Below are 20,718 nucleotides of genomic sequence, written 5' to 3'. Positions count from 1 at the left end.
ATCTAATAAAAAAGAGACAGGATTTACGGCGATGAAAACACGAAAAATCGGTTTGGCTAATTATCTCGCCTATGGTTCCGGCGATTTTCTCGGCGCGGGAACCACCGCGCTAACCGCAGCATGGCTACTCTATTTTTACACCACCTTCTGCGGGCTATCGCCCATTGAGGCGACGCTCATTTTCGCCACCGCGCGCGTGCTCGACGCGGTCGTCAGCCCGCTGATGGGCTTCTTAACCGATAACTTTGGCTCTACCTGGCTGGGTAAGCGGTTCGGCAGACGCAAATTTTTTATTTTGCTCGGGATTCCCTGCGTTTTTAGCTACTCAATGATGTGGGTAGGCGATATGGGATTCTGGTACTACCTCGCAACTTATCTGCTGTTTGATATTGTCTATACCATGATTCTGGTGCCTTACGAGACGCTGGTGCCGGAGATGACCGATGATTTCAAACAGAAGACCAAATTTTCCGGCGCGCGTATTTCCATGGCGCAAATGTCGGCGATATTAGCCTCGTTTTTACCGGGGATCCTGCTCACCCAACTGGGTAAAGATAACGCCAGCTCATTTTTTTACGCAAGCCTGGTCTTTTCGGTGCTGTGCGCGCTAATGCTGACCTTCGTCTGGTTTTTCACCTGGGAACGCCCGCGGGAAGCGTGGTCTGAAGCGGCGCTACGCGCGGAAGAAGAAAAGCGCAACTTAACCCTCGCGCAGAGTCTTAATCGCCTGTTTATTGAACTCAGCTCTACGCTGCGCATTAAAATCTTCCGCCAGCATCTTGGTATGTATCTGGGCGGCTATATCGCGCAGGACGTGTTCAACGCCGTGTTTACCTATTACGTGGTCTTTGTGCTGATGCAGGACGCCTCTGTCGCCTCTAACCTGCTCGGCACGATGGCTATCTTCCAGTTCATCGCGGTTATCGCCATGATCCCGCTCTGCATCCGCTTTGGCCCGGCGCCTTCATACCGCATGGTAGTGGTGCTGTTTGGTTTGAGCTCTCTCTCTTATGCCGTGCTCTATTACGCGGGGCTGAGCGACGTCTATTCATTATTACTGCTCATTTCCGCGATCGCGGGCCTGGGGCGCGGCGGCATTAATTACGTGCCGTGGAATACCTACACCTATATTGCCGACGTCGACGAAGTCATTACCGGCCAGCGTCGGGAGGGCATTTTCGCCGGTATTATGACGCTGACCCGCAAAGCATCCCAGGCGGGGGCGGTGATGCTGGTTGGTATCATCATGCAATTATCGGGCTTTGTTTCCGGGCAAAAAATTCAGCCGGAAGGCGTTAGTCACACCATTCTGTTGATCCTTAGCGTCGGTACTTTAGTGGTGCTGGCCTGCGGCTTCCTGATCTCCCTGCGCTTTAAACTCAATTTACATACGCACAGTGTGCTCCGCGCCGAGACGCTGGTGATGCGTGATATCGGTTACGCACAGCCCGAGCAGGCAACGGCGGAAAACCGCGCGGTAGTTGAGATGCTGGCGGGAATGCCTTACGACTGCCTGTGGGGTAATAACAACATTGGCTACCTGAATCGCAATAAACCTGCCGCCCCGGCGCTGAATCAGGGCGGCACTTTGAATTCGACATATACCAGAGGTTAAGAACATGAAAGTTTGGCCGGTCAAACATAGCCCATTATTGCGTCAGCCTGAGCGCTTTATCGCTCGCAGTGAGCTTCAGGCATCGATCCGTAATGTGACGCAAAACCTGGTGAATATTAAGGATGAAAGCGGGCAGTTTTTACTTCGGCTGGACGACGGGCGGGTCATCGATACCAAAGGCTGGGCCGGTTGGGAATGGACCCACGGCGTTGGGCTGTACGGCATCTACCAGTATTATCAACAAACCGGCGATATCGCGATGCGCGATATCATTGACGGCTGGTTCGCCGATCGCTTCGCCGAAGGGGCAACCACCAAAAACGTTAATACCATGGCGCCATTTCTGACGCTGGCTTACCGCTATGAAGAGACCGGGCGCCAGGAGTATCTACCGTGGCTCGATAGCTGGGCCGAGTGGGCGATGCATGAGATGCCGCGCACCGAGCAGGGAGGCATGCAGCACATTACCCTGGCGGAAGAGAACCATCAGCAGATGTGGGATGACACGCTGATGATGACGGTGCTGCCGCTAGCCAAAATCGGTAAATTACTAAATCGTCCGCAGTATATTGAAGAAGCAACCTATCAGTTTTTGCTGCACGTACAGAACCTGATGGATAAAGAGACTGGCCTGTGGTTCCACGGCTGGAATTACGACGGTCGGCACAACTTTGCGCGTGCGCGCTGGGCGCGAGGTAACAGCTGGCTCACCATCGTGATCCCGGACTTCCTTGAGCTGGTGGATTTGCCAGAGGGCAGTGCGGTACGCCGCTATCTGCTACAGGTGCTGAATGCGCAAATTGCCGCGTTAGCGAAATGTCAGGATGAGAGCGGGCTTTGGCATACCCTGCTCGACGATCCGCATTCCTATCTTGAAGCGTCGGCGACGGCGGGCTTCGCTTACGGCATCCTGAAAGCGATACGCAAGCGTTATGTCGGGGCGGAGTACACCGAGGTTGCCGAAAAGGCGATACGCGGGATTGTGCGACATATTTCACCAGAGGGGGAACTGCTGCAAACCTCGTTTGGTACCGGAATGGGCTCCGATCTCGATTTTTACCGGCAAATTCCGCTCACCTCGATGCCGTACGGCCAGGCGATGGCGATTCTTTGTCTGACGGAGTATCTGCGCAAATATTTCTGATAGCGGCATTGATTCCCCGGCCGCGCTGTGCGGACCGGGGCGACGAATAAAACAAACCCGGCTTTCACCGGGTTTGTTTTTACATCCGCTCTACGGTCTCAATACCCAGAGTATCAAGACCCAGCTTCAGCGTCTTCGCCGTCAGCAGCGCCAGTTTCAGGCGGCTATTACGGGCCTCTTCGCTTTCGGCGCTGAGGATCGGGCAGTGTTCGTAGAAACCAGAGAACAGACCGGCCAGATCGTACAGGTAGGCGCACATTACGTGCGGAGTACCTTCACGGGCGACGACGGCCAGCGTTTCTTCGAACTGCAGCAGGCGGGCAGCCAACTGCGCTTCACGATCTTCACTAATAACTACCGGCGCGGCAGCCAGCGCGCTTTCGTCGATACCGGCTTTACGGAACACCGACAGCACACGGGTATAGGCATACTGCATGTAAGGCGCGGTATTACCTTCGAACGCCAGCATGTTGTCCCAGTCAAAAATGTAATCGGTAGTGCGGTTTTTCGACAGATCGGCATATTTCACCGCGCCGATACCCACCGCATTGGCCAGTTTTTCCAGCTCATCGGCCGGCATATCCGGGTTCTTCTCGGCCACCAGGCGGCGTGCGCGCTCCAGCGCTTCGTCCAGCAGATCGGCCAGTTTAACGGTACCGCCGGCGCGGGTTTTAAACGGTTTACCGTCTTTACCGAGCATCATGCCGAACATGTGGTGTTCCAGCGGTACGGACTCCGGTACATAGCCGGCTTTACGGACAATAGTCCATGCCTGCATCAGATGCTGATGCTGACGAGAGTCGATGTAGTAGAGCACGCGGTCGGCGTGCAGCGTTTCATAACGGTATTTTGCGCAGGCGATATCGGTAGTCGTGTAGAGGTAGCCGCCATCCTTTTTCTGGATGATGACGCCCATCGGTTCGCCTTCTTTGTTTTTGTATTCATCAAGGAAGACCACGGTCGCGCCTTCGCTCTCGACGGCCATGCCTTTTGCTTTCAGATCGGCAACGATCCCCGGCAGCATCGGGTTGTACAGGCTCTCACCCATCACATCATCGCGGGTCAGAGTGACATTCAGGCGATCGTAGGTGATCTGGTTTTGCAACATGGTGATGTCGACCAGTTTGCGCCACATCTGCAGGAAGTACTCGTCGCCGCCCTGCAGCTTAACCACGTAGCTACGCGCGCGCTCGGCGAAGGCTTCGTCTTCGTCATAGTGCTTTTTCGCTTCGCGGTAGAAACCTTCGAGGTCGGCCAGCGCCATTTCGCCGGCGTTTTCCTGCTGCTGCTTTTCCAGATAAGCGATGAGCATACCGAACTGGGTACCCCAGTCACCGACGTGGTTGGCGCGGATAACGCGATGGCCGAGGAACTCCAGAGTACGTACCGAGGCATCGCCGATGATGGTTGAACGCAGATGGCCGACGTGCATCTCTTTCGCCACGTTCGGCGCGGAGTAGTCAACAACGATAGTCTGCGGCTGTGGTTTCGCCACGCCCAGGCGCTCGGACTGCAGCGCGACATTGACGTTTTCCGCCAGGAAAGCTGGATCGAGGAAAATATTGATAAAGCCCGGCCCGGCGATTTCGACTTTATTGGCAATGCCGTTCAGATCGAGATGAGACAGTACCTGCTCTGCAAGTTGTCGCGGCGCCATGCCCAGTTTTTTGGCCACTGCCATCACGCCATTGGCCTGATAGTCGCCGAACTGAACTTTTGCTGACTGGCGGACCTGAGGTTCGCAATCGGCAGGCGCGCCTGCCGCGATCAGGGCCTGGCTGACTTTTTCTGAGAGAAGAGCCTGAATATTCACCGGAATACCTTACTTTTAAGGCGCGAGAACCCCTGTGGGGCGGCGCCGGAACATGGACAAATTAAGGCGGGAGTATACTGCATTTGCGCCCCGTCGTCAGCACCGCGCGCAAGTTGAAAATCAGCACGCTTAATGAATAACCATTCGTCATCCCGGCGCGCGGATTGGCGGTTGGTCGGGGCGGCGAAACAGGATAAATTAGCCTTTTTAGCGATCACCGAGGCGCAAGATGGCGAACTGGCAGCAAATTGATGAACTGAATGATATTTCGGCGGATTTACCGCGTTTTAGCGATGCCATACTGGCGCTGGCGGTTCGTCTGGGGCTGGATATGACACCGCTGGACGCCGATCATATTTCGCTGCGTTGTCATCAAAATACGACGGCGGAGCGCTGGCGGCAGGGGCTGGAGCGTTGCGGCACGTTGCTATCGGAAAATATCATTAATGGCCGCCCCATTTGCTTATTTAAGCTTGCCGAACCCATTTGTGTCGCCCACTGGCGCTTTACGGTTGTCGAGTTGCCCTGGCCGGGTGAAAAACGTTACCCGCACGAAGGCTGGGAGCATATCGAAATCGTTCTGCCGGGCGAGCCGGAGACGCTGAATGCCCGCGCCCTGGCGCTACTTTCTGATGATGGACTCAGCCAGCCGGGGATTTTTGTGAAAACCAGTGCGCCGAAAGGGGAGCGTGAACGTTTGCCGAACCCGACGCTGGCGGTCACGGATGGCAAAGTGACCATTAAATTCCATCCCTGGTCGATCGAGCAAATCGTCGCCAGCGAGCGATCCGATACTTAACAGTGTGAAGCGGCGCGGCGTCTGTGAGGATAAATCGTGACATGCTGTGTTGCCCGTAATGAAAATGGAGAAGGGAACGATGTTGCTGGAAGTCTGCTGCTATAGCATGGAGTGCGCGCTGGAGGCGCAGCGTTGCGGCGCCGATCGCATTGAACTGTGCGCCGCGCCGCAGGAGGGCGGATTAACGCCGTCGCTGGGCGTACTGCGTTCGGCGCGAGCGAGTATCTCGATTCCGGTTCATCCGATTATTCGCCCGCGCGGCGGCGATTTTTGTTACACCGAGGGCGAATTTGCCGCCATGCTGGATGATGTGGCGACGGTCAGAGATCTGGGTTTTGCGGGTCTGGTGATTGGCGTGCTCGATGCTGACGGCCAGGTGGATATCGCCCGCATGCAAAAAATTATGGCGGCGGCGGGGCCGCTGGCGGTGACCTTCCATCGGGCCTTTGATATGTGCGCCGACCCGCGTCAGGCCTGGCATTCGCTTGCTGAACTGGGCGTTGCTCGGATCCTCACTTCCGGTCAACGGCCAACGGCGGAACAAGGTCTTGCAAAAATTATGGAACTAATTGCCCTGGGTGATACTCCAATCATTATGGCCGGAGCGGGAGTGCGGGCTGCCAATCTGCAACAATTTCTGCAGGCAGGCCTCAAAGAGGTGCATAGTTCCGCGGGGCAGTGGTTGCCATCGCCGATGCGCTTTCGTAATCCGGGGTTATCGATGTCCACCGACGCAGATGCCGACGAATATTGCCGCTATGCCGTTAACGGCGAGGCGGTGGCGGAAATGAAACAGATTATTTCTGCCGCGCGGGGTTAACCCGCGGAGCTGACCGTTTTTTGCTGCACATCATGTCGCCCAATATGATGATTGCCCGTACCAGGCCCCTGCAATTTCAACAGGGGCCTTTTTTTGTCTCGCGAGCGTCAGTAGTCGCTCGAGGTCAATTACGCTCTGCCCGCGGCTGCTTTTTTCGCCAGTGACTGCTGCGTCTCTGGTTTAGTGGCGACGATCACCGCGCGCAGCGGCGCGGGATAACCTTCCAGCGTTTTGCTGCTGTCATGTGGATCGAGGAAGTCGGCGAGTGATTCCGTCGTCATCCATTCGGTGCGGCGCTGCTCTTCGCTGGTGGTGACGCAGGTATCAACAATGCGCACATCGATGAATCCGCACTTCTCCAGCCACTGTTTCAGCGCGGCTGCGGAAGGAATGAAATAAACGTTACGCATTTGCGCGTAGCGGTCACCGGGCACCAGCACCGTATTTTCATCGCCTTCAACGACCAGCGTCTCCAGTACCAGCTCGCCGCCGGGGGCTAGCTGATCTTTGAGCTGCCACAGATGATCCAGCGGGGAACGGCGGTGATACAGCACGCCCATCGAAAAGACGGTATCAAAGGCTTCCAGCGCCGGCAGTTGTTCGATACCGAGCGGCAGCAGGTGCGCGCGCTGATCGTTGCCGATGAGTTTACGCACTGCTTCAAACTGGCATAAGAACAGCTGCGTTGGGTCGATACCGACCGCCAGATGCGCGCCGGCGCCGATCATTCGCCACATGTGATAACCACTGCCGCAGCCGACATCAAGGATAGTACGACCGGTAAGATCGGAAAGATGAGGCAGCACGCGTTCCCATTTCAGGTCGGAACGCCATTCGGTATCGATATTAATGCCATACAGCGAATAAGGGCCTTTACGCCACGGCATCAGGTTTCGCAGTAGATTTTCAATTCGCAGCTGGTGGCCTTCGCTGAGTGGCGTTTCGCTTTCCGCCGTGACGCTATGCAATAGATCGAGACGCCAGGGCGTCAGCTCGGGCAGAAACTCAACGGCGCGTTCCCATTCACGAAACTTGCCGTGTAGCGCTTCGCGTTGCCAGGCCGCGACCTGAGCGGGCAAGGTTTCCAGCCAGTGGGAGAGCGGCCCTTTCGCGATCAACTGATAAAAATTACTGAAGTCGATCATGCCCGTTCCTCGGATTTAACCGCCACCAACGAACCAAAGTTAAAACATTGGAACCACAGTTCGGCATGTTCAAACCCGGCCTGGCGCAGACGCGCTTTGTGGGTTTCCACCGAATCCGTCAGCATCACGTTTTCCAGCATGCTGCGTTTCTGGCTGATTTCCAGTTCGCTATAGCCATTGGCGCGCTTGAAGTCATGGTGCATGTTGAACAGCAGTTCGCCGACGTTGGCGTCTTCGAAGCTAAATTTTTCGGAAAGCACCAGCGCGCCGCCAGGATTTAGCCCCTGATAGACTTTATCAAGGATCGCCTGACGTTCGCTTGGTTCGAGGAACTGAATAGTGAAGTTCAAGACGACCATCGAAGCATTTTCAATGGCGATATGGCGAATATCGCCCTCAATAACCTCAACCGGCGTTGGCGCTTTATAGGCATCAATATGACGACGGCAGCGTTCCACCATAGCCGGGGAGTTATCGATGGCGATAATTTTGCATCCCGGATGCGCGATATTGCGACGCACGGAAAGCGTCGCGGCGCCAAGCGAGCAGCCGAGATCGTAAACCTGTGTATTTGGCTGAACAAAACGCTCAGCCAGCATGCCGATCATTGAAATAATATTGGAGTAACCAGGAACGGAGCGCTGGATCATATCCGGGAAGACTTCGGCTACCCGTTCATCAAAGGTCCAGTCGCCGAGACTGGCAATCGGCGCGGAAAAAAGCGTATCGCGGTGAGACATAACGTTAAACCCGAAAAAACGAAAACGGCGTATTGTGCGCTAACGCAGGGAGAAAACCAACTCCCAGGGCATATACCACAGGTTAGCCAGCACCATCAGCAACAGCGAGCACCAGGTGGCGCTCATTCCGGAACGCCGCCAGCGGAACAGGCGATGATGGAAACCGTACGAGTGCATCAGGCGTCCGGCAATCAGCAAAATACCGCAAACGTGCACCATCCAGGTTAGCGCGCCGTTCATTTCCATGAACAACAGCAGAATGAGCCCAATGGGGACGTATTCCACCGCATTGCCATGAACGCGAATGGCGACCTGTAGTTCGCTAAAACCACCGTCTCCATAGCCGACGCGATACTGCATGCGCAGACGTACCACGTCGAAGGAAAACTTGATTAACAATAACGCACCCAAAACCGCATACAGCGCGCTGACCATACCCAAAACTCCCTTTAATTATGTCAGGTGGCTCCGACTATCATAGCAGGATATCAGAAAAGCGAGGATTGCTGCGGAATTGACGGCGCGGCGCCGACGCCCGGCAGCACCGCGCGTAGATCTTCCCATAAGGTATCTACCAGTTCAGGCGCCTGGGCGATATCCGGGGTATGCAGAAACAGCCACGGCGTGGCCGACTGATGCCACTTTGGCAGCGTCTGTAGCCAGACGCGAAATAATTCGCGATTCTGCGCCATATCATCGCTGCCGATAAAACGCACCATCGGCTGCTCCGCGGTCATGACCGCGTGAACCGGCACTTTGGGTTTCTTTTTCTGCGCGTCGATCATCGCCGGGTTACGCGCGACGGCGCTATGTACCGGGCGGCTATCGAGGATAACTCGATTGGCGTTGCGCTGGTGTAGCCCGCGATTAAGCTGCTGTTCGGCATCGCCTTTGGCGAAAAACTCGGGATGGCGAACTTCAACGCCGTAAGTGAAGTTTTTCGGTAGCGTATCGAGAAACTGCCACAGGGCAGGGAGGTCTCGTGGCCCGAAGGTGGCGGGCAACTGCAGCCAGTACTGGCCGATGCGCGATTCCAGCGGCGCCAGACGAGTAAAAAATTCGTGGCTTAAGTCGTCGCAGTCGCGCAGCGCCGCCTGATGTGAAATCGTGGCCGGGAATTTAAAACAGAAGCGAAAAGCATCGTGAGTTTGTTGATACCAGCGATCGACAATCTCGGCCTTTGGTAAGGCATATAGGGTGGTATTACCCTCCACGCAGTTAAAATGGCGGGCATACTCTTCAAGGCTGGTGATGCCAAGGCGCACCCATTTAGGGTGCGACCATTGCGGAAGCCCGATATAAATCATAAGGCGGCGAGAATGTCCTCGGTGCTGCGCACGCGGGCGATGCGCGGGAAGATATGCGTCATACTGCCCTGGTGCTGCTCGGCGGAAGCGGCGCTGCACGCATCCTCGGCAATGACCAGATTAAAACCGAGTTCCCAGCCATTGCGGGCGGTGGATTCCACGCCGATATTGGTGGAGATACCGCAAAGAATAATGGTGTCGATACCGCGGCGGCGAAGCTGCAGTTCAAGATCGGTGCCGTAGAACGCGCCCCACTGGCGTTTCGTGACTTCGATATCGCTATCCTGTTTGCCGAGCGCTGGCGGATAGACCCACCAGTTTTCAGGTAATTTTACGGCGCCAGCCTGGGCATCTACCGGCTGTTTTAACGCTTCGGCGAAATCGGCGGACCAGCCCACTCGAACCATGATGACGGGCGAACCCTGTTGACGACATTTTTCAGCCAGCTTTGCCGCGCGCGCCACCACCTCGTCGGCGCGGTGCGGGCCGCCGGCAAAGGGTAAAATGCCTTCTTGCAGGTCAATAACGACCAGCGCGGTTTTTTTCGCATTGAGTTCTAACATGGTATCCCCGTATCTTGTTCTGTTGTCAGGCCGCTACAATACCGTTGCTAATTCGGCTCAAGGGTAACAAATTTTGTTAATTTATGTGAGCACAAGCAATAAGCGCGCAGCAAAGCAGCGTACAAACTGCGTCGGGCTTATCGTCAGACAGAATTTCCAGTATAATAGCCGCCTTTTTTCATTCAGTAGTGACATTCAGCAAAGCTGCGACCTCGTCGCCTGCAAGGCAGGCAACATCCGCCTGCGGCTAAGTTAAGGGATATCTCATGCGTACAGAATATTGCGGACAGCTACGTCAGTCCCACGTGGGGCAGCAAGTGACCCTGTGTGGTTGGGTCAACCGTCGTCGTGATCTCGGTAGCCTTATCTTCATCGATATGCGCGACCGTGAAGGCATCGTGCAGGTGTTTTTCGATCCGGATCGTGCGGATGCATTAAAACTGGCTTCCGAACTGCGTAATGAGTTCTGCATCCAAATCACCGGCACCGTGCGCGCGCGTGAAGAGCGCAACGTTAACCGCGAGATGGCCACCGGCGAAATCGAAGTGCTGGCGTCTGACCTGACCATCATCAACCGCGCGGAAGCGCTGCCGCTGGACTCCAACCACGTCAACACCGAAGAAGCGCGCCTGAAATACCGCTATCTGGACCTGCGCCGTCCGGAAATGGCTCAGCGCCTGAAAACCCGCGCAAAAATCACCAGCTTCGTGCGCCGCTTCATGGACGATCACGGGTTCCTCGATATCGAAACCCCGATGCTGACTAAAGCCACACCGGAAGGCGCGCGTGACTATCTGGTGCCGTCGCGCGTACACAAAGGTAAATTCTACGCGCTACCGCAGTCTCCGCAGCTGTTCAAACAGCTCCTGATGATGTCCGGTTTCGATCGTTACTATCAGATAGTCAAATGCTTCCGCGACGAAGACCTGCGTGCCGACCGTCAGCCTGAATTTACCCAGATTGATGTTGAAACCTCGTTCATGACCGCGCCGCAGGTGCGTGAAGTGATGGAAGATCTGGTACGCAAGCTGTGGCAGGACGTGAAGGGCGTAGACCTCGGTCAATTCCCGGTGATGACCTTTGCTGAAGCAGAGCGTCGTTACGGTTCCGATAAGCCGGACCTGCGTAACCCGATGGAGCTGGTAGACGTAGCCGATCTGGTGAAAGCGGTAGAATTCGCCGTCTTCTCCGGCCCGGCTAACGACGCCAAAGGCCGCGTTGCTGCCTTACGCGTGCCGGGCGGCGCGGCGCTGACCCGTAAACAGATTGATGAATACGGCAAATTCGTGCAGATCTACGGTGCGAAAGGGTTGGCCTATATTAAAGTGACCGAGCGTGCGAAGGGCCTTGAAGGCATCAATAGCCCGGTGGCGAAATTCCTCAACGCCGAAATCGTTGAAGCTATCCTTGAGCGCACCGGTGCGCAGGACGGCGACATGATCTTCTTCGGCGCTGACAACAAGAAAGTGGTTGCCGATGCCCTCGGCGCGCTGCGTCTGAAGCTGGGCAAAGACCTGAATCTCACCGACGAGACCAAATGGGCGCCGCTGTGGGTTATCGACTTCCCGATGTTCGAAGACGACGGCGAAGGCGGCCTGACTGCGATGCACCACCCGTTCACCTCGCCGAAAGATATGACCGCCGCTGAGCTGAAAGCCGCGCCGGAAGACGCTGTGGCTAACGCCTACGACATGGTCATCAATGGCTACGAAGTCGGTGGTGGTTCGGTGCGTATCCACAGCGGTGAAATGCAGCAAACCGTGTTTGGTATTCTGGGCATTAACGAACAAGAACAGCGTGAAAAATTCGGCTTCCTGCTGGATGCGCTGAAATACGGTACGCCGCCGCACGCCGGCCTGGCGTTTGGCCTCGATCGCCTGACCATGCTGCTGACCGGTACCGATAACATCCGTGACGTTATCGCCTTCCCGAAAACCACGGCTGCCGCGTGCCTGATGACCGAAGCGCCGAGCTTCGCGAATCCTGCCGCGTTAGGCGAACTGGGGATTCAGGTTGTGGCGAAAGAGGCAAAAGAGTCTCCGGAGAACAACTAAGATGTCATTCAAGCTGCCCGTCTCCGTTCTGGTGGTGATTTACGCCGAAGATACGAAGCGGGTGCTGATGTTGCAGCGACGCGACGATCCCGCTTTCTGGCAGTCGGTTACCGGCAGCCTGGAAGAGGGGGAAACCGCGTTGCAGGCCGCCGCGCGCGAAGTAAAGGAAGAGGTCGCCATTGACGTTGCTCGCGAGCAACTGGCCTTAATTGACTGTCAGCGTACGGTGGAGTTCGAGATATTTTCTCACTTACGTCATCGCTATGCGCCGGGCGTCGAGCGCAATACGGAATTCTGGTTCCGTCTTGCGCTGCCCCATGAGCGCCAGATTGTTTTCACTGAACATCTGGATTACCGCTGGGTTAGCGCGTCGGATGCCGCCGCGCTAACTAAATCGTGGAGCAACCGGCAGGCGATTGAAGAATTTGTAATTAACGCCGGGTAACTTCCCGCGGCGTTTGTCGCGGAAAGACGGCTTTTTTGGAGAGTTTTTTATGGCAGGTCATAGTAAATGGGCCAACACCAAACACCGCAAAGCGGCGCAAGATGCCAAGCGCGGTAAGATCTTTACTAAAATCATCCGCGAGCTGGTCACCGCTGCGCGTCTGGGCGGCGGCGATCCGGCATCCAACCCGCGTCTGCGCGCGGCGGTAGATAAAGCGCTGTCCAACAACATGACTCGCGACACCCTGAACCGCGCTATCGCGCGCGGCGTCGGCGGTGATGAAGACGCGAACATGGAAACCATCATTTATGAAGGTTACGGCCCGGGCGGCACTGCGGTAATGGTTGAATGTCTGAGTGACAACCGTAACCGTACCGTCGCCGAAGTGCGCCACGCCTTTACCAAAACTGGTGGTAACCTCGGAACCGACGGCTCCGTGGCCTATCTGTTCAGCAAAAAAGGCGTGATCTCCTTCGAGAAAGGCGACGAAGACACCATCATGGAAGCTGCGCTGGAAGCGGGTGCTGAAGACGTAGTTACCTATGACGACGGCGCCATTGACGTTTACACCGCCTGGGAAGAGATGGGCGCGGTACGTGATGCGCTGGAAGCTGCAGGCCTGAAAGCTGACGCTGCTGAAGTCTCAATGATCCCGTCGACTAAAGCGGATATGGATGCGGAAACCGCGCCGAAGCTGCTGCGTCTTATTGATATGCTGGAAGACTGCGACGACGTGCAGGAAGTGTATCATAACGGCGAAATCTCCGATGAGGTTGCCGCAACGCTGTGATGCCGGTAGCCGGTATCGCGGGTGAGTTAATACTGGAGGCGCGTGATGGCCATTATTCTCGGCATTGACCCGGGGTCACGCGTGACCGGTTATGGCGTGATTCGCCAGGTCGGGCGGCAGTTGAGCTATCTTGGCAGCGGATGCATCCGCACCAAAGTAGACGATCTGCCGTCGCGGCTGAAGCTGATTTACGCCGGCGTCACCGAAATTATTACCCAGTTCCAGCCTGACTATTTCGCTATCGAGCAGGTCTTTATGGCGAAAAATGCCGATTCGGCGTTGAAACTTGGGCAGGCACGCGGGGTGGCGATTGTCGCGGCGACGAACCAGGACCTGCCGGTCTTTGAGTACGCTGCCCGCCAGGTTAAGCAAACCGTCGTCGGCATCGGTAGCGCGGAAAAGAGCCAGGTACAGCATATGGTGCGTACTTTGCTGAAACTTCCGGCAAATCCGCAGGCGGATGCGGCGGATGCATTGGCCATCGCCATCACCCATTGCCACCTCAGTCAGAACCTGGCTCAGATTAGCGAGACCCGGCTCAATCTGGCGCGAGGGCGGTTACGATAATCACAAATCAGGCTGGATATTCATCCAGCCTTTTTTTATGATAACGCATTAAACTTTCGGCCCTTTATTCAGGAGCGCTACGTGATAGGCAGACTCAGAGGCATCATTCTCGAAAAGCAACCCCCGCTGGTATTACTGGAAACCGGGGGCGTAGGTTATGAAGTCCATATGCCGATGACCTGCTTCTACGAGCTACCGGAAGCCGGGCAGGAAGCCATCGTCTTCACCCATTTTGTGGTACGCGAAGACGCGCAGCTGCTCTACGGCTTTAACAACAAGCAGGAACGCACCCTGTTTAAAGAGCTTATCAAAACCAACGGCGTCGGGCCGAAGCTGGCGCTGGCTATCCTTTCCGGCATGTCGGCGCAGCAGTTCGTGAATGCCGTTGAGCGTGAAGAAGTCGCCTCGCTGGTGAAACTGCCGGGTATTGGCAAGAAAACCGCTGAGCGTTTAATTGTCGAAATGAAAGACCGCTTTAAAGGCCTGCATGGCGACCTGTTTACTCCGGCCGCCGATCTGGTGCTGACGACGCCTGCCGGCCCAACTGCCGACGACGCGGAGCAAGAAGCGGTTGCCGCGCTGGTGGCGCTGGGCTATAAACCACAAGAGGCCAGCCGGATGGTGAGCAAAATCGCCCGTCCGGACGCTAATAGTGAAACGCTAATCCGCGAAGCGCTGCGCGCGGCGTTGTGAGGTAAGGGATGATTGAAGCAGATCGGCTGGTATCAGGCGACAGCATTGGTTTCGAAGAGGCCGCTGACCGCGCTATCCGCCCCAAATTGCTCGCAGAGTACGTCGGCCAGCCGCAGGTGCGTTCGCAGATGGAGATCTTTATCCAGGCGGCGAAACTGCGCGGCGATGCGCTCGATCACCTGCTGATTTTTGGCCCGCCGGGTTTGGGGAAAACCACGCTTGCCAATATCGTCGCCAACGAAATGGGCGTGAATCTGCGCACCACCTCCGGCCCGGTGTTGGAAAAGGCCGGAGACCTGGCGGCAATGCTGACCAACCTTGAGCCGCATGATGTCCTGTTTATTGATGAGATCCACCGCCTTTCGCCAGTAGTGGAAGAGGTACTGTATCCGGCGATGGAAGATTACCAGCTGGATATCATGATTGGCGAAGGCCCGGCCGCACGCTCGATTAAAATCGATCTGCCGCCGTTTACCCTGATTGGCGCGACCACCCGCGCTGGTTCATTGACTTCGCCGCTGCGCGACCGCTTTGGTATCGTACAGCGCCTCGAGTTTTATCAGGTGCCGGACCTGCAGCACATTGTTGGCCGCAGCGCCCGTCATATGGGGCTGGAGATGAGCGAAGAAGGGGCGCTGGAAGTCGCCCGTCGCGCGCGCGGTACGCCGCGTATCGCCAACCGCCTGCTGCGCCGGGTGCGCGACTTCGCCGAAGTCCGTCACGATGGCACTATCTCCGCTGAGATCGCCGCTCAGGCGCTGGATATGCTCAACGTGGATGCCGAAGGGTTTGATTATATGGATCGCAAGCTGCTATTGGCGGTAATCGACAAATTCTTCGGTGGGCCGGTCGGCCTCGATAATCTCGCGGCGGCTATCGGCGAGGAGCGCGAAACCATTGAAGACGTGCTGGAGCCGTACTTAATTCAGCAGGGGTTCCTGCAGCGCACGCCGCGTGGCCGAATGGCGACGGTGCGCGCCTGGAATCACTTCGGTATTACCCCGCCGGAAATGCCCTGATGAAACCCGGTAGCTTTCCGCTACCGGGTAGCCTCTCAATCAACTCGCCGCTTTCTTCGTCATACTCAGAACAAACAGCGCCGCTGCGCACAGCACAACCGAAGGGCCTGCAGGGGTATCGTAGAACGCCGAGAAGGTTAATCCCCCGGTTACCGCCAGCATACCCACGCCAACGGCTACTGCGGCCATCTGTTCCGGCGTGCGGGCAAAGCGGCGGGCGGTAGCGGCCGGGATTATCAACAGCGAAGTGATGATCAGCGCGCCGACGAATTTCATTGCCACGCCGATAGTCAATGCCGTCACCAGCATCAGCAACAGTTTAACCCGCTGCAACTTCACGCCGTCAACAAACGCTAAATCAGGGCTGATAGTCATCGCCAGCAGGTTACGCCATTGCCAGAGCAATATCGCGACCACCACCACTACGCCTAATGCAATGGAGATTAAATCCTGTGGGGTTACGGCTAACAGATCGCCAAACAGATAGGCCATCAGGTCGACGCGAACGTTCGACATCAGGCTCACCACCACCAGACCGAGCGACAGCGCGCTGTGGGCCATAATACCCAGCAGGGTATCGACCGCCAGGTGAGGGCGTTTTTCCAGCCACACCAGGCCGCCCGCCAGCAGCAGCGTGACCACGATAACCGCATAAAACGGATTCACGTTGAGCAGCAGACCAAACGCCACTCCAAGCAGCGAAGCATGCGCCAGCGTATCGCCAAAGTAGGACATTCTCCGCCAGACCACGAACGAACCCAGGGGGCCTGCCGCGCAGGCGAGCATCATGCCGGCTAACCAGCCGGGTAACAGTAATTCAATCATTAGCGACCATTTCCCCGACGCAGTACAATCCGCCCCTGCAGGTCGTGGCGGTGATTATGTTGGTGACGATAAATGCCAAGCTGTTCCGCGCCGCGCGGGCCGAACATGGAGATAAATTCCGGATGCATCGAGACCACTTCCGGGGTTCCGGAGCAGCAAATATGCTGGTTCAGGCACAGCACTTCATCGGTTTTGGCCATGACGAGGTGCAGATCGTGGGAAACCATTAAGACCGCGCAGTTCAGCTCCTGACGCAGTTGGTTTATTAAATCATACAGCGCCACCTGCCCATTGACGTCGACGCCCTGGGTAGGTTCATCCAGCACCAGCAGTTGCGGTTGATTCAGCAGGGCTCGCGCCAGCAACACGCGCTGGGTTTCGCCGCCGGAGAGCTTTTGCATTGGCGCATCGATTAGATGCCCGGCCTGCACGCGCTGCAGCGCCGGCATAATATCCTGTTTGCGGGTACCGGGACGTAGGCGCATAAAGCGGCTGACCGTCAGCGGCATGGTCGCATCAAGATGCAGTTTTTGCGGCACATAGCCGATACGCAGATTTTTCTCGCGCTGGATAGCACCTTCTGTCGGCGTCACCAGGCCGAGCACCACGCGCACCAGCGTCGATTTCCCGGCGCCGTTTGGGCCAAGAAGTGTTAAAATTTTGCCTGGTTTTAGCGTTAGCGAAATGTCAGACAACACGCGCCGCTGGCCGTAGACGACCGCGACTTTTTCCAGCGTTACAAGATTCGTCATGTCAAATTAGGGGTTGCACTAGCGATTGAATGTTATAATATCACATCACTTTCGCTCATTACGATGATTAGTCGCATTATGTTACATAAAAATACGCTTCTTTGCGCTGGACTTAGCGCCGCTTTTTTGTTCGCTCATGCCCCGGTGGCTCATGCTGCCGTCGTCGCTTCCATGAAACCCCTTGGCTTTATCGCTTCCGCTATCGCCGATGGCGTAACGGATACCCAGGTTTTGCTACCTGACGGTGCTTCCGAGCATGATTATTCCCTGCGCCCATCTGATGTAAAACGCTTACAGAACGCAGACTTAGTGGTGTGGATTGGTCCAGAAATGGAAGCATTCATGGACAAGTCAACGCAAAGCATTGCGGAGCAGAAAAAGGTCACTATCGCGCAGTTGGATGGGGTGAAACCGTTGCTCATCAAAGGGACGGATGATGACGATGACGAACATGGTCACGAACATGCTAATGGCGAAAAAAGTGACGGCGATCACCATCACGGCATTTACAATATGCATCTGTGGCTCTCCCCAGAGATAGCGCGGCTCTCAGCGGTTGCAATCCACGATAAATTATTGGAACTTATGCCGCAGAGTCGAGCCAAACTTGACGCCAACCTGAAGGAATTTGAGGCAAAATTAGCCGCAACCGACAAACAGGTGAGTAACGAGCTGGCGCCGGTGAAAGGTAAGGGATATTTCGTTTTTCATGACGCCTATGGCTACTACGAAAAACATTACGGTTTGACCTCATTGGGGCATTTTACCGTCAACCCTGAAATCCAGCCTGGTGCGCAGCGTTTACACGAAATAAGAACACAGTTGGTTGAGCAAAAAGCGACTTGCGTTTTTGCTGAGCCACAATTCAGGCCAGCGGTTATCGAAGCTGTTGCCAGGGGGACCTCCGTGCGCATGGGAACCCTGGATCCACTTGGAATCGGAATTAAACTGGGTAAAGACAGTTACCCACAGTTCCTGAGCCAGTTGGGGCATCAGTATTCAAGCTGCCTGAAAGGAGATTAACGAGGAAGTGAATACGTGCAACAGATAGCCCGCGCTGTCACTCAGGCATTCAACAACTTGCCGCGACCTCATCGCGTTATGCTGGGGTCGTTGAGCGTTCTAACATTAGCGGTCGCCGTCTGGCGGCCCTACATCTACCACCCGGAATCAGCCCCGATAGTCAGAACGATTGAGCTGGAAAAAAGCGAAATCCGCTCTTTGTTGCCGGAAGCTTCCGAACCCATCGATCAGGCGCCGCAGGAAGAGGAAGCTATCCCGCAGGACGAGCTCGACGATAAATCCGATAGCGACTCCGGCGGCCATGAATATGTGGTTTCTACCGGCGATACGCTGAGCAGTATTCTTAATCAGTACGGTATTGATATGGGCGATATCGCTCAACTCTCCTCTGCTGATAAAGAGCTGCGTAATCTTAAAATTGGTCAACAGCTCTCCTGGACGCTAACCGCTGATGGCGATCTACAAAGCTTGACGTGGGAGATGTCGCGCCGTGAGACGCGTACTTATAACCGCGTCGCCAATGGTTTTAAAATGAGCAGCGAGCTGCAGAAAGGGGATTGGGTCAACAACGTCCTGAAAGGCACCGTTGGCGCCAGCTTCGTTTCCAGCGCTCGTGATGCTGGCCTCACCAGTACGGAAATCAGCGCGGTCATCAAAGCGATGCAGTGGCAGATGGACTTCCGTAAGCTGAAAAAAGGCGATGAATTCTCGGTTCTGATGTCGCGTGAAATGCTGGATGGCAAGCGCGAGCAGAGCCAGCTGTTAGGCGTGCGTTTACGTTCCGATGGCAAAGACTATTACGCGATCCGTGCCGAAGATGGCAAATTCTACGATCGCAACGGTACGGGTCTGGCGAAGGGCTTCCTGCGCTTCCCGACCTCGCGTCAGTTCCGCGTGTCGTCCAACTTCAACCCGCGTCGCCTGAATCCGGTGACCGGCCGCGTTGCGCCGCATCGCGGCGTTGACTTCGCTATGCCGCAGGGCACGCCGGTGCTTTCCGTCGGCGATGGTGAAGTGGTGGTGGCGAAACGCAGCGGCGCGGCAGGCTACTATGTTGCCGTGCGTCATGGCCGCACCTATACCACCCGTTATATGCACCTGCGTAAGCTGCTGGTGAAACCGGGGCAGAAAGTGAAACGCGGCGACCGTATCGCGCTGTCGGGCAATACCGGGCGTTCTACTGGCCCGCACCTGCACTATGAAGTCTGGATCAACCAGCAGGCGGTTAACCCGCTGACGGCAAAACTGCCGCGTACCGAAGGTTTAACCGGTTCCGACCGTACCGATTACCTGGCGCAGGCCAAAGAGGTTATCCCGCAGCTGCGCTTTGATTAGTCTGAATTATCTTCACTGAAAGCCGGCGCCCGCTATGCGCCGGCTTTTTCTTTTGTGCGATGAGTGACGTATCGCTAAACTAAGCCATTATCTTTATTGATTGAGCAGACCTTCTGCGGACCGGGCATGGAAACGAAAAAAAATAACATTGAATTTATCCCCAAATTTGAGAAATCTTTTTTACTGCCGCGCTACTGGGGCGCGTGGCTGGGCGTTTTCGCCTTCGCCGGAATCGCGCTGACGCCTCCCTCTTTCCGCGACCCCATTCTCGGCAAACTGGGGCGTTTTGTAGGCCGTCTGGCAAAAAGCTCCCGCCGTCGGGCGCAGATTAACCTGCTGTACTGCTTCCCGGAAAAAAGCGAACAAGAGCGTGAAGCTATCATTGATGCGATGTATATGTCGGCTCCGCAGGCAATGGTGATGATGGCCGAACTCGGCATGCGCGACCCGCAGCGCGTGATGTCCCGCGTTGACTGGCAGGGGAAAGAGATCATTGACGAGATGCACCGTAATAATGAAAAGGTCATCTTTTTAGTGCCGCACGCCTGGGGCGTGGATATTCCGGCGATGCTGATGGCTTCAGGCGGGCAAAAAATGGCGGCGATGTTCCATAACCAGGGAAATCCGGTCTTTGATTACGTCTGGAACACCGTACGCCGTCGTTTTGGCGGGCGCATGCACGCGCGTAACGATGGTATCAAGCCGTTTATTCAATCGGTGCGCCAGGGCTACTGGGGCTATTATCTGCCCGACCAGGATCACGGCGCCGAGCATAGCGAATTTGTCGATTTCTTTGCGACTTACAAAGCGACGCTCCCGGCGATTGGCCGTCTGATGAAAGTCTGCCGTGCGCGCGTAGTGCCGCTGTTCCCGGTGTATGACGGTAAAACGCATCGTCTGACGGTACTGGTACGCCCGCCGATGGACGATCTGCTGGAAGCCGATGACACGACGATTGCGCGTCGTATGAACGAAGAGGTTGAGATTTTCGTCAGGCCGCACACCGAACAGTATACCTGGATCCTGAAACTGCTGAAGACGCGTAAGCCGGGCGAAACTGAGCCTTATAAGCGCAAAGAACTGTTTCCGAAGAAGTAAGCTGTATGCTGCGCTGAGCGGGGCTATGGCGCCTGCATTTACCAGACCGTAGGCCGGATAAGGCGCAGCCGCCATCCGGCGCAAAAGCGGCTCCTTATCCGCGGATATTGCCCGGCGGCGCTGCGCTTGCGCGGGCCTACAAAACATTTCCGTATGCTACCATCGCCGGCA

21 protein-coding genes are annotated in these 20,718 nt (G+C 56.0%); 13 read left to right on the top strand and 8 right to left on the bottom strand.

Features of this window, described 5'->3' with window-relative positions; genetic code table 11:
- The first annotated feature begins 31 nt into the window (after positions 1–31).
- Positions 32–1,615, top strand: a complete 1,584-nt coding sequence (locus PGR79_RS03830) for an MFS transporter (protein WP_430921089.1) — start codon at positions 32–34, stop codon at positions 1,613–1,615.
- A 4-nt stretch (positions 1,616–1,619) separates the two neighbouring features.
- Positions 1,620–2,759: a glycoside hydrolase family 88/105 protein gene (locus PGR79_RS03825; RefSeq protein WP_430921087.1), complete on the top strand. Its 1,140-nt coding sequence runs from the start codon at positions 1,620–1,622 to the stop codon at positions 2,757–2,759.
- A 79-nt stretch (positions 2,760–2,838) separates the two neighbouring features.
- Here the strand turns inward: PGR79_RS03825 and argS are convergent, their stop codons facing one another.
- Positions 2,839–4,572 (bottom strand): arginine--tRNA ligase, encoded by a 1,734-nt coding sequence (gene argS, locus PGR79_RS03820; RefSeq protein ID WP_430921085.1) that lies wholly within the window; start codon positions 4,570–4,572, stop codon positions 2,839–2,841.
- 229 nt (positions 4,573–4,801) lie between these two features.
- On the opposite strand from argS, the gene PGR79_RS03815 reads away from it, so the two are divergent.
- Positions 4,802–5,371 carry a VOC family protein gene (locus PGR79_RS03815; protein WP_213316868.1) on the top strand — a complete coding sequence of 190 codons (570 nt, stop codon included), beginning with the start codon at positions 4,802–4,804 and terminating at the stop codon, positions 5,369–5,371.
- 79 nt (positions 5,372–5,450) lie between these two features.
- The gene (cutC, locus tag PGR79_RS03810; protein ID WP_087860534.1) at positions 5,451–6,191 is read left to right on the top strand and encodes a copper homeostasis protein CutC; all 741 of its coding nucleotides are present in this window, start codon (positions 5,451–5,453) and stop codon (positions 6,189–6,191) included.
- Between the two features lie 128 nt (positions 6,192–6,319).
- On the opposite strand, the gene cmoB is transcribed toward cutC, so the two are convergent.
- The 5 genes from cmoB to PGR79_RS03785 are packed head-to-tail and all read right to left on the bottom strand — an operon-like array spanning position 6,320 to position 9,946.
- Positions 6,320–7,336, bottom strand: a complete 1,017-nt coding sequence (cmoB, locus tag PGR79_RS03805; protein ID WP_087860535.1) for a tRNA 5-methoxyuridine(34)/uridine 5-oxyacetic acid(34) synthase CmoB — start codon at positions 7,334–7,336, stop codon at positions 6,320–6,322.
- Entirely contained in the window at positions 7,333–8,076 is a 744-nt protein-coding gene (cmoA, locus tag PGR79_RS03800) for a carboxy-S-adenosyl-L-methionine synthase CmoA (RefSeq protein ID WP_015365981.1), read from the bottom strand. Before cmoA ends, cmoB begins: the two co-directional genes overlap by 4 nt.
- Before the next feature lie 39 nt (positions 8,077–8,115).
- Positions 8,116–8,511: an MAPEG family protein gene (locus PGR79_RS03795; RefSeq protein WP_015365982.1), complete on the bottom strand. Its 396-nt coding sequence runs from the start codon at positions 8,509–8,511 to the stop codon at positions 8,116–8,118.
- Between the two features lie 53 nt (positions 8,512–8,564).
- Entirely contained in the window at positions 8,565–9,383 is an 819-nt protein-coding gene (locus PGR79_RS03790; RefSeq protein ID WP_113373567.1) for a DUF72 domain-containing protein, read from the bottom strand.
- The gene (locus tag PGR79_RS03785; RefSeq protein WP_430921082.1) at positions 9,380–9,946 is read right to left on the bottom strand and encodes a hydrolase; all 567 of its coding nucleotides are present in this window, start codon (positions 9,944–9,946) and stop codon (positions 9,380–9,382) included. The genes PGR79_RS03790 and PGR79_RS03785 overlap by 4 nt, the downstream gene beginning before the upstream one ends.
- 266 nt (positions 9,947–10,212) lie before the next feature.
- Between PGR79_RS03785 and aspS the strand changes: the two genes are divergently transcribed.
- From aspS to ruvB, 6 genes are all read left to right on the top strand, one after another.
- Complete coding sequence (gene aspS / locus PGR79_RS03780; RefSeq protein ID WP_020078458.1) at positions 10,213–12,000, top strand: aspartate--tRNA ligase; 1,788 nt, start codon at positions 10,213–10,215, stop codon at positions 11,998–12,000.
- Position 12,001: 1 nt separating this feature from the next.
- Positions 12,002–12,445 (top strand): dihydroneopterin triphosphate diphosphatase, encoded by a 444-nt coding sequence (gene nudB / locus PGR79_RS03775; RefSeq protein ID WP_015365986.1) that lies wholly within the window; start codon positions 12,002–12,004, stop codon positions 12,443–12,445.
- A gap of 49 nt (positions 12,446–12,494) precedes the next feature.
- Entirely contained in the window at positions 12,495–13,235 is a 741-nt protein-coding gene (locus tag PGR79_RS03770; protein WP_015365987.1) for a YebC/PmpR family DNA-binding transcriptional regulator, read from the top strand.
- Positions 13,236–13,280: 45 nt separating this feature from the next.
- Entirely contained in the window at positions 13,281–13,802 is a 522-nt protein-coding gene (gene ruvC / locus PGR79_RS03765; RefSeq protein ID WP_015365988.1) for a crossover junction endodeoxyribonuclease RuvC, read from the top strand.
- An 81-nt stretch (positions 13,803–13,883) separates the two neighbouring features.
- A complete protein-coding gene (gene ruvA, locus PGR79_RS03760) occupies positions 13,884–14,495 on the top strand; it encodes a Holliday junction branch migration protein RuvA (protein WP_015365989.1) in 612 nt (203 codons plus the stop codon).
- An 8-nt stretch (positions 14,496–14,503) separates the two neighbouring features.
- Entirely contained in the window at positions 14,504–15,514 is a 1,011-nt protein-coding gene (ruvB, locus tag PGR79_RS03755) for a Holliday junction branch migration DNA helicase RuvB (protein WP_015365990.1), read from the top strand.
- A gap of 39 nt (positions 15,515–15,553) precedes the next feature.
- Here ruvB and znuB read toward each other — a convergent pair whose 3' ends face one another.
- Positions 15,554–16,339 carry a zinc ABC transporter permease subunit ZnuB gene (gene znuB / locus PGR79_RS03750; RefSeq protein WP_045390315.1) on the bottom strand — a complete coding sequence of 262 codons (786 nt, stop codon included), beginning with the start codon at positions 16,337–16,339 and terminating at the stop codon, positions 15,554–15,556.
- Positions 16,339–17,091: a zinc ABC transporter ATP-binding protein ZnuC gene (znuC, locus tag PGR79_RS03745; protein ID WP_015705955.1), complete on the bottom strand. Its 753-nt coding sequence runs from the start codon at positions 17,089–17,091 to the stop codon at positions 16,339–16,341. The genes znuB and znuC overlap by 1 nt, the downstream gene beginning before the upstream one ends.
- A gap of 78 nt (positions 17,092–17,169) precedes the next feature.
- Here znuC and znuA point away from each other — a divergent pair, with 78 nt between their 5' ends.
- The 3 genes from znuA to lpxM all read left to right on the top strand — a co-directional run bounded on the left by znuA (position 17,170) and on the right by lpxM (position 20,547).
- Positions 17,170–18,114 carry a zinc ABC transporter substrate-binding protein ZnuA gene (znuA, locus tag PGR79_RS03740; RefSeq protein ID WP_087860665.1) on the top strand — a complete coding sequence of 315 codons (945 nt, stop codon included), beginning with the start codon at positions 17,170–17,172 and terminating at the stop codon, positions 18,112–18,114.
- Positions 18,115–18,129: 15 nt separating this feature from the next.
- A complete protein-coding gene (gene mepM, locus PGR79_RS03735; protein WP_045376156.1) occupies positions 18,130–19,449 on the top strand; it encodes a murein DD-endopeptidase MepM in 1,320 nt (439 codons plus the stop codon).
- 126 nt (positions 19,450–19,575) lie between these two features.
- Positions 19,576–20,547 carry a lauroyl-Kdo(2)-lipid IV(A) myristoyltransferase gene (gene lpxM, locus PGR79_RS03730; protein WP_045390317.1) on the top strand — a complete coding sequence of 324 codons (972 nt, stop codon included), beginning with the start codon at positions 19,576–19,578 and terminating at the stop codon, positions 20,545–20,547.
- The last annotated feature ends 171 nt before the right edge of the window (positions 20,548–20,718 follow it).

Origin of the sequence: Klebsiella sp. 141161, from assembly GCF_050600815.1 — a bacterium.
GTDB classification, from domain to species: Bacteria; Pseudomonadota; Gammaproteobacteria; order Enterobacterales; family Enterobacteriaceae; genus Klebsiella; species Klebsiella aerogenes.
The sequence above is the reverse complement of the archived record's forward strand: the minus strand, read 5'-3'. Positions and strand labels throughout refer to the sequence as shown.

Excerpts from the sequence above, each read along its gene's own strand:
- PGR79_RS03795 (WP_015365982.1), bottom strand. The coding sequence starts at position 8,511 with ATGGTCAGCGCGCTGTATGCGGTTTTGGGTGCGTTATTGTTAATCAAG.
- PGR79_RS03790 (WP_113373567.1), bottom strand. The coding sequence starts at position 9,383 with ATGATTTATATCGGGCTTCCGCAATGGTCGCACCCTAAATGGGTGCGC.
- PGR79_RS03785 (WP_430921082.1), bottom strand. The coding sequence starts at position 9,946 with ATGTTAGAACTCAATGCGAAAAAAACCGCGCTGGTCGTTATTGACCTG.
- lpxM (WP_045390317.1), top strand. The coding sequence starts at position 19,576 with ATGGAAACGAAAAAAAATAACATTGAATTTATCCCCAAATTTGAGAAA.
- PGR79_RS03770 (WP_015365987.1), top strand. The coding sequence starts at position 12,495 with ATGGCAGGTCATAGTAAATGGGCCAACACCAAACACCGCAAAGCGGCG.
- PGR79_RS03815 (WP_213316868.1), top strand. The coding sequence starts at position 4,802 with ATGGCGAACTGGCAGCAAATTGATGAACTGAATGATATTTCGGCGGAT.
- aspS (WP_020078458.1), top strand. The coding sequence starts at position 10,213 with ATGCGTACAGAATATTGCGGACAGCTACGTCAGTCCCACGTGGGGCAG.
- cutC (WP_087860534.1), top strand. The coding sequence starts at position 5,451 with ATGTTGCTGGAAGTCTGCTGCTATAGCATGGAGTGCGCGCTGGAGGCG.
- znuB (WP_045390315.1), bottom strand. The coding sequence starts at position 16,339 with ATGATTGAATTACTGTTACCCGGCTGGTTAGCCGGCATGATGCTCGCC.
- cmoA (WP_015365981.1), bottom strand. The coding sequence starts at position 8,076 with ATGTCTCACCGCGATACGCTTTTTTCCGCGCCGATTGCCAGTCTCGGC.
- ruvC (WP_015365988.1), top strand. The coding sequence starts at position 13,281 with ATGGCCATTATTCTCGGCATTGACCCGGGGTCACGCGTGACCGGTTAT.
- znuC (WP_015705955.1), bottom strand. The coding sequence starts at position 17,091 with ATGACGAATCTTGTAACGCTGGAAAAAGTCGCGGTCGTCTACGGCCAG.
- nudB (WP_015365986.1), top strand. The coding sequence starts at position 12,002 with ATGTCATTCAAGCTGCCCGTCTCCGTTCTGGTGGTGATTTACGCCGAA.
- znuA (WP_087860665.1), top strand. The coding sequence starts at position 17,170 with ATGTTACATAAAAATACGCTTCTTTGCGCTGGACTTAGCGCCGCTTTT.
- cmoB (WP_087860535.1), bottom strand. The coding sequence starts at position 7,336 with ATGATCGACTTCAGTAATTTTTATCAGTTGATCGCGAAAGGGCCGCTC.
- PGR79_RS03825 (WP_430921087.1), top strand. The coding sequence starts at position 1,620 with ATGAAAGTTTGGCCGGTCAAACATAGCCCATTATTGCGTCAGCCTGAG.
- PGR79_RS03830 (WP_430921089.1), top strand. The coding sequence starts at position 32 with ATGAAAACACGAAAAATCGGTTTGGCTAATTATCTCGCCTATGGTTCC.
- ruvB (WP_015365990.1), top strand. The coding sequence starts at position 14,504 with ATGATTGAAGCAGATCGGCTGGTATCAGGCGACAGCATTGGTTTCGAA.